Origin of the sequence: Pseudomonas sp. (assembly GCF_049301935.1) — a bacterium.
Taxonomy (GTDB): domain Bacteria; phylum Pseudomonadota; class Gammaproteobacteria; order Pseudomonadales; family Pseudomonadaceae; genus Aquipseudomonas.
Genome location: NZ_JBAQLP010000120.1, coordinates 1 through 16,658 on the forward strand (window position 1 = coordinate 1; position 16,658 = coordinate 16,658).

Annotated in this window: 13 protein-coding genes and 1 pseudogene; 10 read left to right on the forward strand and 4 right to left on the reverse strand. The window is 60.6% G+C overall.

The features are described from left to right. Nucleotides 1–269, reverse strand: a pseudogene (locus tag WA145_RS15760) (acetyl-CoA C-acetyltransferase); the annotation flags it as partial. A 171-nt stretch (nt 270–440) separates the two neighbouring features. Here WA145_RS15760 and WA145_RS15765 point away from each other — a divergent pair. The 4 genes from WA145_RS15765 to WA145_RS15780 all read left to right on the forward strand — a co-directional run bounded on the left by WA145_RS15765 (nt 441) and on the right by WA145_RS15780 (nt 8,609). Beyond that, a complete protein-coding gene (locus tag WA145_RS15765; protein ID WP_422582472.1) occupies nt 441–2,123 on the forward strand; it encodes a fatty acid--CoA ligase in 1,683 nt (560 codons plus the stop codon). Between the two features lie 369 nt (nt 2,124–2,492). Then, complete coding sequence (locus WA145_RS15770) at nt 2,493–4,283, forward strand: DUF1302 domain-containing protein (protein WP_422582473.1); 1,791 nt, start codon at nt 2,493–2,495, stop codon at nt 4,281–4,283. A 31-nt stretch (nt 4,284–4,314) separates the two neighbouring features. Then, complete coding sequence (locus WA145_RS15775) at nt 4,315–5,682, forward strand: DUF1329 domain-containing protein (RefSeq protein ID WP_422582474.1); 1,368 nt, start codon at nt 4,315–4,317, stop codon at nt 5,680–5,682. Between the two features lie 203 nt (nt 5,683–5,885). Further along, the gene (locus WA145_RS15780) at nt 5,886–8,609 is read left to right on the forward strand and encodes a LuxR C-terminal-related transcriptional regulator (protein ID WP_422582475.1); all 2,724 of its coding nucleotides are present in this window, start codon (nt 5,886–5,888) and stop codon (nt 8,607–8,609) included. Here WA145_RS15780 and WA145_RS15785 read toward each other — a convergent pair. Beyond that, entirely contained in the window at nt 8,598–9,464 is an 867-nt protein-coding gene (locus tag WA145_RS15785; protein ID WP_422582526.1) for a hypothetical protein, read from the reverse strand. The two genes, WA145_RS15780 and WA145_RS15785, sit on opposite strands and share 12 nt — an antisense overlap. 87 nt (nt 9,465–9,551) lie before the next feature. Here WA145_RS15785 and WA145_RS15790 point away from each other — a divergent pair, with 87 nt between their 5' ends. Together WA145_RS15790 and WA145_RS15795 are read left to right on the forward strand one after the other, a co-directional pair. Further along, the gene (locus WA145_RS15790; RefSeq protein WP_422582476.1) at nt 9,552–10,232 is read left to right on the forward strand and encodes a TetR/AcrR family transcriptional regulator; all 681 of its coding nucleotides are present in this window, start codon (nt 9,552–9,554) and stop codon (nt 10,230–10,232) included. Nucleotides 10,233–10,311: 79 nt separating this feature from the next. Continuing rightward, nucleotides 10,312–11,253, forward strand: coding sequence for an alpha/beta fold hydrolase (locus tag WA145_RS15795; protein ID WP_422582477.1), 942 nt, complete (start codon nt 10,312–10,314; stop codon nt 11,251–11,253). A 99-nt stretch (nt 11,254–11,352) separates the two neighbouring features. On the opposite strand, the gene WA145_RS15800 is transcribed toward WA145_RS15795, so the two are convergent. Further along, nucleotides 11,353–12,192 (reverse strand): metal-dependent hydrolase, encoded by an 840-nt coding sequence (locus WA145_RS15800; protein ID WP_422582478.1) that lies wholly within the window; start codon nt 12,190–12,192, stop codon nt 11,353–11,355. A 391-nt stretch (nt 12,193–12,583) separates the two neighbouring features. Here WA145_RS15800 and WA145_RS15805 point away from each other — a divergent pair, with 391 nt between their 5' ends. From WA145_RS15805 to WA145_RS15820, 4 genes are all read left to right on the forward strand, one after another. Then, the gene (locus WA145_RS15805; RefSeq protein WP_422582479.1) at nt 12,584–13,603 is read left to right on the forward strand and encodes an AraC family transcriptional regulator; all 1,020 of its coding nucleotides are present in this window, start codon (nt 12,584–12,586) and stop codon (nt 13,601–13,603) included. Between the two features lie 2 nt (nt 13,604–13,605). Further along, complete coding sequence (locus WA145_RS15810; protein ID WP_422582480.1) at nt 13,606–14,253, forward strand: MBL fold metallo-hydrolase; 648 nt, start codon at nt 13,606–13,608, stop codon at nt 14,251–14,253. A gap of 102 nt (nt 14,254–14,355) precedes the next feature. Continuing rightward, complete coding sequence (locus WA145_RS15815; protein ID WP_422582481.1) at nt 14,356–15,012, forward strand: OmpA family protein; 657 nt, start codon at nt 14,356–14,358, stop codon at nt 15,010–15,012. Nucleotides 15,013–15,261: 249 nt separating this feature from the next. Then, complete coding sequence (locus WA145_RS15820) at nt 15,262–15,468, forward strand: hypothetical protein (protein WP_422582482.1); 207 nt, start codon at nt 15,262–15,264, stop codon at nt 15,466–15,468. A 67-nt stretch (nt 15,469–15,535) separates the two neighbouring features. On the opposite strand, the gene WA145_RS15825 is transcribed toward WA145_RS15820, so the two are convergent. After that, a complete protein-coding gene (locus WA145_RS15825; RefSeq protein WP_422582483.1) occupies nt 15,536–16,441 on the reverse strand; it encodes an acyltransferase in 906 nt (301 codons plus the stop codon). Nucleotides 16,442–16,658: the final 217 nt, after the last annotated feature.

A 16,658-nucleotide genomic window follows, 5' to 3' on the forward strand; every position in this document is an offset into this window, starting at 1 on the left:
GAGCCGCACAGCTTGTTGATGGTGGTGCAACCGGTGGCGGCGGGCAGGCCGGCATTCAGCGAGGCCTGACGCGCCGGGCCTTGCTTGAGACCGGCGGGCAGCACGCAGCCCATGATCACTTCCTCTACATCGGCGGCGGCAATGCCGGCGCGCTCAACGGCAGCGCGGATCGCGGCAGCGCCCAGATCGACGGCGGCCACGCTCGACAGGTTGCCCTGGAAACCACCCATTGGGGTGCGTGCGCCGCTGACGATGACGATATCGGACATCGGAAAACTCCTCATGCTGAGCCAAACAAACGGGGTAACGAACAACTGATTCTACTGCGTGACTAAAAATGCCCAAAGAGTCACGGGAAAAATCATTCTTTGGGTTGATTTGGCCGGGCGCGTAGCGCTCTAGATTGGCCGCACTGAAAAAACCGTGAATAAGGTATCGCCATGCTGCAGACCCGCCTGATTGCCCCCGCCGACAACGCCCACCAAGCGCCCTTGTTGATCAAGCGTCTGCTGTTGTCCGGCGTTCGCTATGAGAAAACCCGCGAAATCGTCTACCGCGACCAGCTGCGTTACAGCTACGCCACCCTTAACGAGCGCGTGGCGCGGCTGGCCAATGTGCTGACCGAGGCTGGGGTCAAGGCCGGCGACACCGTAGCCGTGATGGACTGGGACAGCCACCGCTACCTGGAGTGCATGTTTGCTATCCCGATGATCGGCGCGGTGCTGCACACCATCAACATCCGCCTATCGGCTGAGCAGATTCTCTACACCATGAACCATGCCGAGGATAAGTTCGTGCTGGTCAACAGCGAGTTCGTGCCGCTGTACAAAGGCATCGAAAGCCAGCTGACCACGGTGGAGAAGACCATCCTGCTGACCGATGCAGCAGAGAAAACCGCCGAGCTGGGCGGCCTGGTTGGCGAATACGAAAACCTGCTGGCCGCCGCCAGCCCGCGTTACGACTTCGCGGATTTCGACGAGAACTCGGTCGCCACTACCTTCTATACCACCGGCACCACCGGTAACCCCAAAGGCGTGTACTTCAGCCATCGCCAGCTGGTGCTGCACACCATGGCCGAAGCCAGCGTGCTGGGCAGCCTGGACAGCATCCGCCTGCTGGGCACCAACGATGTCTATATGCCAATCACTCCGATGTTCCACGTGCATGCCTGGGGCATCCCCTACGTGGCCACCATGCTGGGGATCAAGCAGGTCTATCCCGGTCGTTATGAGCCGGAAATGCTCTGCCACCTGATCAAAGAGGAGAAGGTGACCTTCTCCCATTGCGTGCCGACCATTCTGCAGATGGTCCTGGCCGCCCAAGGCGCCCAGGGCCACGACTTTGGCGGCCTGAAGATGATCATCGGCGGCAGCGCGCTGAACCGCTCGCTGTACGACGCAGCCAAGGCCCGCGGCATCCAGCTGACCGCCGCCTACGGCATGTCGGAAACCTGTCCATTGATCGCTTGCGCGCATATCAACGATGAGTTGCTGGCCGGCAGCGAAGATGAACGCACCACTTACCGGATCAAAGCTGGCGTACCGGTGCCGCTGGTGGAGGCGGCGATCATGTCTGCCGATGGCACCCTGTTACCGGCCGATGGCGAAAGCCAGGGTGAGCTGGTGTTGCGCGCGCCGTGGCTGACCCAGGGCTACTTCCGCGAGCCGGAGAAGGGCGCCGAGCTGTGGCAGCACGGCTGGCTGCACACCGGTGACGTGGCGACCATCGACGACTTCGGCTTTATCGATATCCGCGACCGCATCAAGGATGTGATCAAGACCGGCGGCGAGTGGATCTCCTCCCTGGAGCTGGAAGACCTGATCAGCCGTCACCCTGCAGTACGCGAAGTGGCGGTGGTCGGCGTGGTCGATCCGCAGTGGGGCGAGCGGCCGTTTGCCCTGCTGGTATTGCACGAAGGCCAGAGCCTGGATGCCAAGGGGCTGAAGGAGCACCTCAAGCCCTTTGTCGACCAAGGCAGCATCAACAAGTGGGCGATACCCTCGCAAATCGCTCTTGTTACCGAAGTTCCCAAAACCAGTGTCGGCAAGCTGGATAAGAAACGCATTCGCCAGGATATCGTCCAGTGGCAGGCTGCCGGCAGCCCGTTCTTGTCGACTGTTTAATGCCCTGTGGCACGGGCAGCGCGCAGGTTTTGTCCGTGAATAAGCTTGCCTTGCAGTAGCGGGAAAGCCCATGGATAAAGGCTTCTGGACGATTCCGGAGGATTTTTCAGGGATGGTCTGCAGGAGCGCCGAGCGGTTGTTTACGCCAGGCCAGCAAAGTCACTTTTGGTGACTGATCAGTCAAACAAGCGTTTGGCTTGGTAATTGCTGTTCCAAGCCATTCTTGCTTGTGATGGTTGTGCAAAACACGCCGAAACCTGCGAGCCAGAGTGCCTGGGGGCTGCAAATCACACTTTAGAGGGATCAAGCAGAAGTACCCGCTGGCTATAGTCCGCACCATCCATAACAAAAACACATGGAGTAGCGTCGATGACAAAAACCAAACAAACCTGGCGCCTGGCAAAACTGCCGCTGGCCGTCAGCCTCGCATCCACTCTCGCCGCTCCCGCGTTCGGCGTTACCTTCAACATCGGTGAAATTGAAGGCCAGCTCGACTCGTCCTTGTCGGTCGGTGCCAGCTGGTCGGTGCGTAGTGCAGACCCGGATCTGATCGGCACCCGTAACGGTGGCCAGGCCTCCTCGCAAACGGGCGACGACGGCCGTCTGAATTTCAAGCGCGGCGAAACCTTTTCGAAAATCTTCAAGGGTATTCATGACCTTGAATTGAAATACGGCGATACCGGGGTTTTTGTTCGTGGCAAGTACTGGTACGACTTCGAACTGAAAGACGAAAGCCGCCTGCTGTACGATATCAGCGACAGCAACCGTAAAGAGGGCGCCCAATCATCAGGTGCGCAAATTCTGGATGCCTTCGTTTATCACAACTACGAAGTCGCTGAGCAGCCTGGCTCGGTTCGTCTGGGTAAGCAGGTGGTTAGTTGGGGTGAAAGCACCTTTATCCTCAACAGTATCAACGCGATCAACCCGGTTGACGTCGCTGCATTCCGCCGTCCGGGTGCCGAAATCAAAGAAGGTCTGATTCCGGTCAACATGTTCTATGTGTCCCAGAGCCTGGGCGAGAACCTCTCGGCTGAAGTCTTCTATCAGCTGGAGTGGGACCAGACCATCGTCGATAACTGCGGTACCTTCTTCTCGATTGACGTGTTGGCCGATGGCTGTACCGACCGTCTGGCCGTTGCCGGTAGCGATTTTGATGGCCCTGGCACACCAGGCTATCGCTATGTAGGTCGTTCCGGTGACCGTGACGCGCGTGACAGCGGGCAGTATGGTCTTGCCCTGCGCTGGTTCTCGCAGGAGCTGGACACCGAGTTCGGCTTCTACACCATGAACTACCACAGTCGCACCCCGAGCCTGTCCTATACCGCGGGCCAAAGCGTGTTCCTGTTGCCTAACTCCGTGGAAGATCCAAGCACCGGCGAAATGTTCGCCAAGTACTACCTGGAATACCCGGAAGATATTCGCCTGCATGGCATGAGCTTCTCCACCACAGTTGGCTCCGCCTCGGTTGCTGGTGAACTGAGCTATCGGCCGAATATGCCGATGCAAATCAATACCATCGATCTGACGCTCGGTGCCGTTGCACAAGGCCCGCTTGCTCAAGCGTTGGGTGTGAATGCCAATCTGCCAATCTACACCAGTGGCCATGCGGCCTTTGGTCCGGGTGAAGAGCTGAAGGGCTATGTGCGCAAGCCGCTGACCCAGGCTCAGGTTACCGTTACCCAGTTCTTTGATCAGGTTATGGGGGCCTCGCGCCTGACCCTTGTCGGTGAAGTCGGTTATTCGCACGTCAGCAACCTGGGCAAGAACGAGCTGCGCTTTGGTCGTGCACCAGAGTTTGGTGCCGGTGAGTTCCCAACCAACAGTCTGTGTACTGCCATTGCCAACCCGGCCAACCCGGATGAGTGCAATAACAAGGGCTTTTACACCAATACGTCCTGGGGCTATCGCGCTCGCGCCATCCTCGATTACAGCGACGTGTTTGCCGGTGTAAACCTCAAGCCGAACGTTTCCTGGTCGCATGACGTCGATGGTTACGGCCCAACCTTCAACGAAGGCAACAAGGCCATCAGCCTGGGCCTGGATGCCGAGTACCAGAACACCTATACGGCCAGCCTCGCCTACACCGATTTCTTCGGCGGCGAATACAACACCAACGTTGACCGCGATTTCGTTGCGCTCAGCTTTGGCGTGAACTTCTAAGCAGACAGGAATCTTGAGGAAGAATATGCAGATGAAAACAACAAAAAACCTGTTGCAGACCGGTGTGTTGGCCTTGTCGCTGATGGCATGCAGCGTAATGGCTGCGGTGTCCTCGGACGAAGCCGCCAAGCTGGGCAAGAGCCTGACGCCGGTTGGTGCGGAAATGGCCGGTAATGCCGATGGCTCGATCCCGGCTTGGACCGGTGGCCTGCCAAAAACTGCGGGTACTGCCGACGCCGCTGGTTTCCTGCCGGATCCGTTCGCCAGCGAGCAACCGCTGTTCACCATCACCGCGGCCAACGCGGAGCAGTACAAGGACAAGTTGACCCCGGGTCAGCTGGCGCTGTTCAAGCGTTATCCGGACAGCTACAAGATGCCGGTATTCCCGACTCACCGTTCGGCCAGCATGCCTGATTTCGTGCTGGAAGCGGCCATGCGTAACGCCTCTAACACCAAGATGGTCGAGGGCGGTAACGGTCTGGAGAACTTCGAGCAGGCCATTCCGTTCCCGATTCCCAAGGACGGCCTGGAAGCGATCTGGAACCATATCACCCGCTATCGCGGCGGCAGCGTCAAGCGTCTGGTAACCCAGGCGACTCCGCAGCCGAACGGTTCCTACAGCATGGTGTACTTCCAGGACGAGTTCACCTTCCGTGGTGCGCTGAAGGATGCCGACACCAGCAAGCCAAGCAACGTGCTGTTTTACTTCAAGCAGCGGGTAACTGCGCCGTCGCGTCTGGCGGGTAACGTGCTGCTGGTGCACGAAACCCTCAACCAGGTGAAGGAGCCGCGTCTGGCGTGGCTGTACAACGCCGGTCAGCGTCGCGTACGTCGCGCACCGCAGGTCTCCTATGACGGTCCAGGTACCGCCGCCGATGGTCTGCGTACGTCCGACAACTTCGACATGTACAACGGTGCACCTGACCGTTACGAGTGGAAGCTCAACGGCAAGAAGGAAATCTACATTCCTTACAACAGCTACCGTCTGGACTCGCCGAAGCTGAAGTATGACCAGATCATCAAGGCTGGCCATATCAACCAGGACCTGACCCGTTATGAGTTGCACCGCGTCTGGCATGTGACCGCGACCCTGAAATCGGGCGAGCGTCATATCTATGCCAAGCGTGACTTCTTCATCGACGAAGATACCTGGCAAGCGGCCCAGATTGACCACTACGACGGTCGCGGTACCCTGTGGCGTGTGGCTGAGGCTCATGCTCAGTACTACTACGACATGCAAGTGCCGTGGTACAGCGTAGAGACCCTGTATGACCTGCTGTCCGGTCGTTACCTGGCTCTGGGTATGAAGAACGAAGAGAAGAGTGCTTACCAGTTCAACTACCCCGCGAAGGAAAGCGATTACACCCCAGCGGCCCTGCGCCAGGCGGGCGTTCGCTAAACCTGAGTAACGCTGCATAAAGAACCGGCCTGCAAAGGCCGGTTTTTTTATGCCTGCGCAAAGCCAGTGAATATGCAGCAGATGGATCAACAATCATTGCCGTTTGCTACCTGATGGCCCTAAGGGCTTCAAATACCGGCATCAAGACGCTAGTCTGCAGGGCATTGGTAGTGCCTCTGCCTGACTACTACAAGAACCGCTTGATGACTGATCTGTCTCCAATCCCTGGCTTGGCTGCCGCGCCCTCTGTAGCGGGCGGGCATTTCTATCGACCGCCGTTACCGGCCAGCTACGTATCCCGCCCAGGCTTGTGTGAGCGTCTGCTGAATGGCTTGGCGGGGCGTTTGCTGCTGGTCAGCGCGCCGGCTGGTTTTGGTAAAAGCTCGTTGGCCACCGAGTTCTGTGAGCATCTGCCGGAGCACTGGCAAAGCCTGTGGCTGGGGTTGAGTCCACGCGACAGTGACCCAGGGCGTTTTCTGGAGCGTTTGCTAAGCGGCCTGCAGCTGTTTTTCCCCGGTGTGGGTCAGGAAGCGCTGGGTTTGCTGCGTTTGCGCCAACGGCATCAGCCCTTCGCCTTCGAAGAGTGGCTCGATGGCCTGCTCGATGAGCTGGTACTGCGCCTCGATCCGCAGCAGCCGCTGTTGCTGGTGCTGGATGATTACCACCTGGCCCAGGGCGCGGTGCTCGACCGCTGTTTGCAGTTCTTTCTAAGCCACCTGCCAGCGGGTTTGGTGATGCTGGTAACCAGTCGCCAGCGCCCGGACTGGCACTTGGCGCGCCTGCGTCTGTCCCGTCAGTTGCTGGAGCTGCATGAGCAGGATCTGCGCCTGACGGATAGGGAAAGCACCGAGTTGCTCGCGCTGCAGGGCAGCGTGTTGTCGGCCGATGCGCTGGCTGTTCTGCTGCAGCGCAGCGAAGGGTGGGTGGCCGGTTTGCGCCTGTGGTCGCTGGCTGCCAGCGAAACCCAGGACTCAGCCACGCTACCGGCGCCGGCCCAGGGCGCTGACGGGCTGATCCATGATTACTTGCTCGAAGAGGTGATCGAGCGCCAGCCCGCCGAGGTACAGACTTTTCTCTATCAGACAGCCAGCCAGGAGCGCTTCTGCGCCGAGCTGTGCGACGCCCTGCGCGACGCTTATGACAGCGCCGCGATTCTGCGTCATCTGCAGGCCCATCAGGTATTTCTGGTGCCGCTGGATGAGCAGGGTAAATGGTTTCGCTACCACCACCTGTTTTCTGATTTGCTGCGCAGTCGCCCACAGTCAACCTCAGGCTTGCACTTGCGTGCGTGCCGCTGGTTCAGCGCCGAGGGGCTACTGGACGAGGCCATCGAGCAGGCATTACGCGCCGGTCAGCCGGATGTGGCGGCCAACCTGGTACAGAGCCTCTCCGAAGAGCAACTGCTGGCAGAGCAGAATATCGCCACCTTGCTGCGTTGGAAGATGGACTTGCCGGACAGCCTGCTGACCAGTACGCCACGCCTGATTCTGCTGTATGGCTGGGCGCTGGCGCTGGCCTGTCAGCTGGACGCCGCCGAAGAACTGCTGGCTGCCCTGGGGCGTTTTCTCCCCGCCCGCGAGCGCTGCGAGCAGGAGGGCCTGCTGGCCCAGTGGTTGGCCCTGAGTGGGGTGATTGCCCGCGGTCGGGGTGACAGTGCCAAGGCCCAGGCCTATTGCAGTGAGGCGCTGAGCTGTTTGCCGCTGGATCGTTACGGTCAGCGGCTGATGTGCCTGTCCAGCCTGGCCAACCTGGCCATCGTTCAGGGCGATCTGTGGCGCGCGCGCGGGCTGAACCGCGAGGCCCTGGAGTTGGCGCAGCGGGTCGGTAACCCATTGTTTGAGGCCCTGGCTCATTACGACCGGGCGCGGGTACTGCAGGCCCGGGGGGAAGTGTTGCGTGCGCTGGATGAAGTGCGCCAGGGGCAGCAGCGTCTGGCCAGTCTGCCAGCCCAGCGACAGTATGCCGCGCGCGGGCGGCTGACCCTGTATGAAGGCTATCTGCTAAGCCTGCGCCTGCAGCCGCAGCAGGCGCGGCAGCGCTTGTTGGCTGGGATTGCCGAGGCGCGTGGTTGTCGCGATATCAGTGTGCTGATCGGTTACTGCGTGCTGGCCAGCCTGGAGGGGCGCAGCGGTAACCTGCCGGAGGCCTTTGCCCAGTTGGCCGAGGCCGAACGGCTGATGCATATCTGGGATATTCCGCCGATCTACTACCTGGCGATGATCACTCTGGCCAAATGTGAACTGTGGTTGCGTCAGGGGCAGACCGAACTGGCGGGCGTCTGGCTGAGTCGTCTGCTGGATGCCTATGGCGGTGAGCAGGCCGCTGCGGCCCCGGAGTTTCATCCGCAGTTGCCGTTGCATATCCAATTGCACCTGGCCACCTACGAGCGTCTGCAGGGTGAGCAGCAGCAGGCTGAGCGGCGTTTGCGCGGGCTGATTCAACTGGCGCAGAACGCCGGCGGACAGTTGCTCGGGGCGATTGCGCAGATGCAGCTGACGGCCTTGCTGCGTGATGGCGGACGCGAGCGCGAGGCGCAGCAGCAGTTGCGCAGTGCCTTGCAGGCTGCAGCCGGTGGCGGCCTGCTGCCATTTCATGGGCTGCTGAGTCAGCAACCCGAGTGGCTGCGCGAGCAGTTGCTGGGGCAGGAAGCGAGCCCCTTGCTTGAAGCCTTGCAGCAGCACCTGCCGCCACCAGCGCAGGCGGTCAGTCCGGGCGAGCAGGCCGCCGGGGTCGATGCCCTCAGCTCGCGCGAACTGTCGGTGCTGCAGTTGATTGCCCAAGGCTGCTCCAACCAGGAGATCAGCGACAGCCTGTTTATCTCCCTGCACACGGTGAAGACCCACGCCCGGCATATCAACAGCAAGCTCGGTGTGGAGCGGCGCACCCAGGCCGTGGCGCGAGCCAAGAGCCTCGGCCTATTGCGCTGACTGCGCCGGCACCGATAGGTCGAGGCTGCGCGTCGGTGCTTGGCGCGGTTGCGTTGCGGCCGCCGCGAGCTTGCTCTGCACATCCTGCTGGATGCTCAACAACACCGGTTGCAACTCGCGCATATTGGCCTGCACTTCGGCATAGGCATGCTGCTGGGCAAGCTGCTCGACGCGTTGTAGCAGCGTTTCACGCACCTCCCCACTTAAATGGATAAACAGCTCGGGCAGCTGTTTGCTCAGCTCGGCGCTGTAGAGCACCAGTTCTTCACGGCCAAATTGTTTGGTCAATCCCAGATAGTCCAGGGCGCTGGAGGTGAGCATGGCCGCTGCCGCCTTGGTTTCATGCAGGCCCTGCAGGCGCACCGGGTTGCTTTGCTCGGTTGCCGAGAGGGTCATCCAGAATTCGGTGGTCAGGGTGAACAGCACCGCCTGCTGGCGCAGCGAGTAACTCATCAGGCCCAGCGCCTCGGCGGCATAGGGCTGCTGCACGGCGCGAAAATCAAAGTACAGGCGCATCAGCTCCTTGAGGCGAAACAACGCCTCGCGCGCCTCGTTCTGCCGCAGCTCCAGCGGTGCGTAGATATTCAGCTGCGGACGGAAGTTCTCCTCGCTGACCATGCGCTGGTAAATCGGCCCGGTGAACTCGCCGCTGCGCCGGGGCAGGGCGTTGAGCTGGGTGCTGTCGACTTTGTTTAGCGCTTCCAGCAGTTGCTGGTAGTCGGCGCTGTTCCAGGGTTTGTGGATATCGGGAATCTTCTGCCCGAGGTAGAACAGCTCAGTGGCCTGCACGGGTGACAGCAGAACCAGCAAAAGGATGGCCGGCAGTAGGCAAAGGCGGCGTGTTAGCGTGGTCAGCACAGCAATAATCCTGCGGGGATGGCGTGGCTCAGCGTAACCAGCTTGGCGGCTGGCGTCACCCGCGCCTTGGTTGGGAAGGTGACCATGCAACAGGCGTTGGCCGACTTGGGCGCGGTGCGTGCGGTGTTTGAAGACCTCGGCGGTTACGGCGCGGTGGCCCAGCAGCAGGAGCAGGAGGGCGACGGGCCGCTGATTGGCCATCTGCAGCGCACCAATATCCAGTTGGCGGCGATTCCGGTGTTTGCTCGCAAGGGCCTGGCGGACACCACAGTGAATGACCTGCTGGCGGCGGCCAATGTGTCGCGGCGCACCTTCTACAAATACTTTGCAAACAAGATGCAGGTGCTCGCAGGCATCTACCAGACGGCGGTGTCCCTGCTGCTGTCGCGCTTCAGTGAGATGCAGACTCTCGCCGGCAGCCCGCAGGCCTGGTTGCAGGGCATGGTCGGGCGCTATTTCGACTATCACCTGGCGGTTGGGCCGATTATCCGCCTGATGCAGGAAGAAGCCCTGCGCGCCGATTCACCCCTGGCCACGCATCGGCAGCGGGCCCATACCGAAATGGCGCGGCTGCTGGCTGAGCGGCTACATGGGGCGACCCCAGCGACCGAGCCGCTGACCTACCGCGCGCTGATCTGGGCCATGGAAGCGGCCTCGCTGGAACTGCTCGGCCGCGCCGCCAGCCGCGCCGAAATCGAACAGGCCAAACGCGTGCTTAGCGAGCTGCTGATCGCCTCGCTGTGTCCTGCACCACGCTCAACCTAGGTTAGGCGTCAGGTTGACGTGGACATGCTCTGATAGACCGGATGCGTCTTCCCCATAACAACAATCTAGAGGTGCCTGCATGTCTGCTTCCAGTCTTCCGCTGACGCCACCGCTGGCGGCCGGGTTTGCCCGTCTGGGCTTCGGCGCCCTGCCGCTGGAGCGCCTCAAGGCGCGCTATGGCAATGCCGCCAATGGCTCGCGTTACATCGAACTAGACGGCTTCAATCTGCATTACCGCGATGAGGGCCGCCGCGACAAACCGGTGCTGGTGTTGATTCACGGCGTGGTCGCCTCGCTGCACACCTGGGACGACTGGTTGCCGGCTTTTGCCGCCGATTACCGGGTGATCCGTTTTGATGTGCCGGGTTTCGGCCTTACCGGCCCGGCCCGCGATGGCCTGTACTCCGCCGCGCGGATGATCAAGGTGTTCGGCCTGCTGCTCGACTACCTGGGCGTGAGCAAGGCCTCGATTGTCGGCAACTCACTGGGCGGTTATATCGCCTGGAACTTCGCCCTGGCGCAGCCGCAGCGGGTGGAGAAGCTGGTGCTGATCGACCCGGCCGGCTATCACATGCACAAGGTGCCCTGGATGATTGCCGCCGCCGCTTTGCCCGGTGCCACCGTGGCCATGCCGCTGTGGATGCCGCGCGCGCTGATCGCCCAGGGCATCAAGGAGGTCTACGGTGAGCCGGCGCGGATCAAGCCGGGCGTGGTGGATCGCTACAACGACCTGACGCGGCGGCCGGGCAATCGCCGGGCGATGATGGATATCTTCCGCGTGCTGCTCAAAGTGAATAAGGAAGAGTTGCATGGTACTTCGGCGCGGGTCGCGCAGATCCAGGCGCCGACGCTGCTGCTATGGGGCGAACGTGATCGCTGGATTTCGCCCAAGCATGTGCCGCTGTGGCAGCGCGACCTGCCGGGCATTCAGGTGAAAACCTACCCGGGCGTTGGGCATATTCCGATGGAAGAAATCCCGCAGCAAAGCGCGGCTGATACCTTGCGTTTTCTACAGGGCTGAAATGATCTGATAGCGGCGGCACAAGCCGTCGCTGTCGATGAAATTGACCTGCATAAAAAAGGGAGCCTGTAGGCTCCCTTGTCGTTACTGGCTCTCAGGCTATGCCGCCTGGCTCTGCGCAGGCGCATCAAACTCGCTGCGGGTCTGGTAGAGCAACTCGAGGTTGTTGTGCTGCCAGGGGTGGAAGCCGGGTTTGAAAAAATCGCGGTAGGTGCTGATCAGTGGGCGGAACACGCCTTCCTTGCCCCACATCCACTGGATGCCATCGCGCCACACGCGCCAGTTCCACAGCAGGCCGTCCTGTTTGAGCATATGCGCCAGGCCGCGCGTGGTGTCGAGGACGAAGAAGAAGGTGCCCATGATCATCGCCCGGCGCAGCAGTTTACGGCTGCCGCAGACCTGGTTGTACACGTCGAAGGCCACCGCCTTGTGCTCGGTTTCCTCCAGCGCATGCCAGCGCCACAGGCGCACCATGGTCGGATGGGCGCCGGCCATATGGCGTGGGTCCTTGAGCAGGCCGTCAGCCATGATCGCGGTGATGTGTTCCAGTGCGGCGGTGGCTGCCAGTTGTCGCTGTGGCGAGAACTTTTTCTGGGTGTAGCGAATTCGCGCCTGGGCGCGTTTCTCGATGCGGGTGATGTTGTAACCCAGGTCGCGCAGGCGGTTGCTGTATTCCAGATGCTCGCGGCTGTGGTGGCCTTCCTGGCCGATAAAGCCACGGATCTGCTCTTTCAGCGCCGGGTCGTCGATCTGCTCGCGGAAGTGCCGTACCGAGTCGATAAAAAAGCGTTCGCCGTCGGGAAATAGCACCGACATGGCATCGAACAAATGGCTTTTGAAGGCGTCACCGCCGTGCCAATGGCGGGGCAGAGGATTGGGGAAATCGAAATCCATATGCCGTGGACGAATCTGCAAACCTTCCGGGGTAGTGCTGATCATGCTGACTCCCTGAGTCTGTGACGAAAGCGTGGTTTCACTATGGATCCGCCAGGCGCGTCGGCACAGGTTCACAACAGCCAATATTTCGGTCATTTATGGCCAATATTGCACGGGTGTGCCAAATGCTAGGGCTTGTCCAGGGCCGGGGCTGTGTTACCAAGCGTAGGTGCTAGAGCGCTGCAAGGGCTGAAAAAGCACCCGCGCCATGCCTGCGCCCAACCTTCGGTTGTGGTGATCGGCTGACCAAGTCCTGAGTATGGCTAAAGCCTTCGCATAAACCACGTAGGTGGGCTGACCTGGCACTGCGGCGTAGGGATGCCCTTGTCGGGTTTTGTCGAACAAGGTTATCGTCGCTGTCAGTGGTCATATCTGGCCAGATAATAAGAAGCCCATGAAGCCATCATTTAATTTCTCCGCCGAACTGGTTCCCGTTGCCTACGCGGCGGCTTTGCTCGACCTGGTCGAGGAATTGGGCGTGCCACGCGCGCAGCTGTTTGCCGAGGCGCGGGTACGCCCCGCAGTGCTGGGCAATCCTCAGGGGCGATTGTCCTTTATCGATTTCACTCAGCTCACCAGCAGCGCCTTGCGCTTATGTGATGAGCCGGCGCTGGGTTTACTGCTCGGGCAGCGGCTGAACGTTTCGACCCACGGCATCCTCGGCTATGCGGTGCTGTCCAGTGCCAATCTGGGCAAGGCCATGCAGTTCGCCCTCAAGTACTACCGCGTGTTGGGCCTGACCTACGAGCTGGAAATGGTCGAGCTGGGCGCACGGATTGAATTGCGTGCCAGTGAAACCATGCCCTTGGGCCCGCTCAGTCGTTTCGCCGCAGAGGGCTTGTTGACCAGCCTGTACACCATCGCGCGCTTTCTGGTGGGCGAGCGCTTGCAGGACGTGGAGGTGGGGTTTGCCCATGCCGCGCCGCATTATGCCGAGCGCTACGAGCGGCTGTTTGGCGTCGCGGTGGCGTTTGATCAGCCCTACCACCGCCTGAGTATGCCGATTGCCTACCTGGACCGGCCCATGGCCCTGGCCAACCCGGCTACGGTGCAGATGTGCGAGCAGCAATGTGAAGCCCTGCTGGCCAGCCTGGATGTGCAGGACGGCCTGCTGACCCGCGTGCGCCGCCTGCTGTTGGCGCGCCCGGGCGACTTCCCCGACCTGGCCAGCGCCGCCGAGGCCCTGCACACCAGCGGCCGCAGCCTGCGTCGGCACCTGTCCAGCATGGGCACCAGTTACCAGCAAGTGCTCGATGAAGTGCGCAAGAGCCTGGCCCTGCAATACCTCACCACCACCCACCTGCCGTTGTATGAAATCGCCTACCTGCTGGGCTTTAGCGACCCGTCGAATTTTCGCCGTGCGTTCAAGAAATGGACGGGTAAACTGCCCAGTGATTACCGCGCTGAGGAATAACCATGAGTTCTGCCGCAACCCCGACCCTGATCCGCGAAACCTTCCCCGTCGGGCCTTTGCAGTGCAACTGCACGATTATCGGTGACCCGCTGACCAAGAAGGCCATCGTCGTCGATCCGGGTGGCAATCCCGAGCTGATCATGGCGCGCCTGGAGGCCCATGGCCTGAAGGTGGTGAGCATCATCCACACCCACGCCCATCTGGATCACTTCCTCGCCTCGGGGCAGATGAAGGAGAAGACCGGCGCGACCTTGCACCTGCATAAGGAGGATCAGTTCCTCTGGGACAATCTGGAGATGCAGTGCCGCATGTTCGGTGTGCCCTACACCCCGGTGCCGGCGCCGGATCAATGGTTGAGTGATGACGAGGAACTGGCCTGCGGTTGTGGTGTGGCCCTGCATACGCCGGGGCATACCCCAGGTTCGATGAGCTTCTGGTTCCCCCAGGACAAGCTGCTGATCGCCGGCGACACCCTGTTCAAGCGCGGTATCGGCCGCACCGACCTGTGGGGCGGCGATTACCCGACTATCGAGCGTTCGATCAAGCAGCGCCTGTACAGCCTGGATGAGGACGCCACGGTGGTCACCGGCCATGGTGCCGATACGCGCCTCGGTGATGAAATGCGCGATAACCCGTTTATTCGCGCATAGTTCCCCGCACTATCACCGCGTGGCGAGGGAACTTTAACCGCGCTTATGGCTCGTAAACTCAGGTATAAACTTTTCCCGATCACGAATTAAAAGGATGTACGCATGAAACTGTGGCGAAATCTGGCTGTTGTTACCCTCGGTCTTGGCGTTCTCGCTGGCTGTACCACCAACCCCTATACCGGTGAGCGTGAGGCGGGCAAGGCAGGCATCTACGGTGGTGTCGGCGCAGTGACCGGTGCGGTGATCGGTGCGGCCACGTCCAGCAAGAAAGACCGTGCCAAAGGTGCCTTGATCGGCGCGGCAGTCGGTGGTGCCGCAGGTGGTGGCTATGGCTACTATGTCGACACTCAGGAAGCCAAACTGCGCCAGACCTTGCAGGGCACTGGCGTGCAGGTGCAGCGCAATGGCGATGAGCTGAAACTGATCATGCCGGGCAATATCACCTTCGCCAGCAACTCGGCGGATATCTCCAGCAGTTTTTACCCGACCCTCAATTCCCTGGTCACGGTGTTCAAAGAGTTCGACAAGAACGGGATCGATATCGTCGGCCATACCGATAGCACGGGCTCCCTTGAGTTGAACCAAAATCTGTCGAATCGCCGTGCGCAGAGCGTGGCGTCCTACCTCAGTGCCAACGGCGTTCAGGCGTCGCGGATTTCCTCCTATGGCGCAGGCCCGAACCAGCCGATTGCCAGCAATGCCAATGAAGCAGGCCGCGCGCAGAACCGTCGGGTAGAGATCAACCTGCGTCCGCTGTAAGCGCAGGCTGCATAAAGCCGTGCATTCGCCCGAATGCGCGGCTTTTTTGGTTCTGTCATTTAGCTCGGCCAAGCGTTCAAACCGTGACTAGGCTGCGGGCGGTGGTTCCAATAATCCTGCCGCATCGGCGCGCTGCCTGGAAGCGTTGATCGTCTGGCAGTGGCAGGTCTTCGAGCAGCGCGAGCGTGAGCAGAACCAGCAGCGCTTCGAGTTGGAAGCCAGGGTATTGGTCAGCGCGTGAAAAGCTGCATGCGTGCCTATGAAATGGTCTTGCGCGGTGTGCCCGGGTTGATGAGCGGCAGTGATCACGTTGCCCTGACCGAATCGGACCGCGCCATCGATCAGCTGCTGCTACAGGAACGCTATCCGGGCATCCCGGGCCTGGCGTGGTTGCGTTGTCTGCCCGCCGATCAGCTCGATGCCCATCTGGCCACGCATTTCCCACGGGGGGCGTGAGCACTATCTGTTGATCGACTAAATCAGCCCGCTGGCTAGGCGGGCTTGAGAATGCAGCGAGAGAGGCTTAGCGCGCGGGATAACGCTGCTTCAGCTCGTCGAGCTGGGCATCCTTGTCCAGCCACAGCTGGTTGACCCACTGCTGGAACTGCAGGCGGTAGGCTTCGTCCTGATCGTAGTTGCCGCCGATAAATTCCTCGGGAATCTGCAGCTGATCGAAGCGCACCACCACTTGCTTGATTCGCCCGCATAACAGGTCCCAGAAACCTGGGGTGCCCTGCGGGTAATGAATGGTGACGTTGACCAGGCTGTGCAGCTGTTCGCCCATGGCATCCAAGACAAAGGCAATACCGCCGGCCTTGGGTTTGAGCAGGTGCTTGAACGGCGACTGCTGCTGCGCATGTTTAGCCGGCGACAGGCGCGTGCCTTCGAGGAAGTTGAACACCGACACCGGGTTGCTCTTGTAGCGCGCGCAGGCCTTGCGTGTGGTGGCCAGGTCCTGACCGCGCTTTTCCGGATGCTTGGTCAGGTATTCCTTGCTGAAGCGCTTCATAAAGGGGAATTCCAGCGCCCACCAGCACAGGCCGATCACCGGCACCCAGATCAGCTCCTGCTTGAGGAAGAACTTGAGAAAGGGGATGCGCCGGTTGAGCTGGTATTGCAGCACCAAGATATCCACCCAGCTCTGGTGGTTACTGGTCACCATATAGGAGTGCTGCATGTCGAAACCCTTGAGTCCTTCGACATTCCACTCGGTATTGCCCACCAGGTGCATCCAGAATTTATTGGCGGAAATCCAGAACTCGGCAGTCGCATGCATGGCTGAGCGCAGCGCGCGCTGCACCTTGGGAATGGGCAACAAGAATTTCAGTAGGGCGCCGATAAACAGCGGCCAGCAACAGATCAGGGTGTTAACGGCGAGCAGCAGGCTGGCAAGCAGACCGCGCAAGGGAGCAGGCAGAAAATGCAGCATGGGGACAGGTGCCTCCAAAAATGGGCATAGGCCCCGTTTTATCTGTGCCTGTGGTTTTCCACCACAGATCGGTCGGCGCACAGGTTAACGCCTGTGCATCGAACTGCAAGCCTTTCGAAACGCTGGTAATCGCTGCGGTTCGCGGATTTTTAGCGCTTTTGCCTGGCCAGGACGGCTCTAACAGGCCGTTGAAAAATGTAGGCGAGGCAGGCAAGGC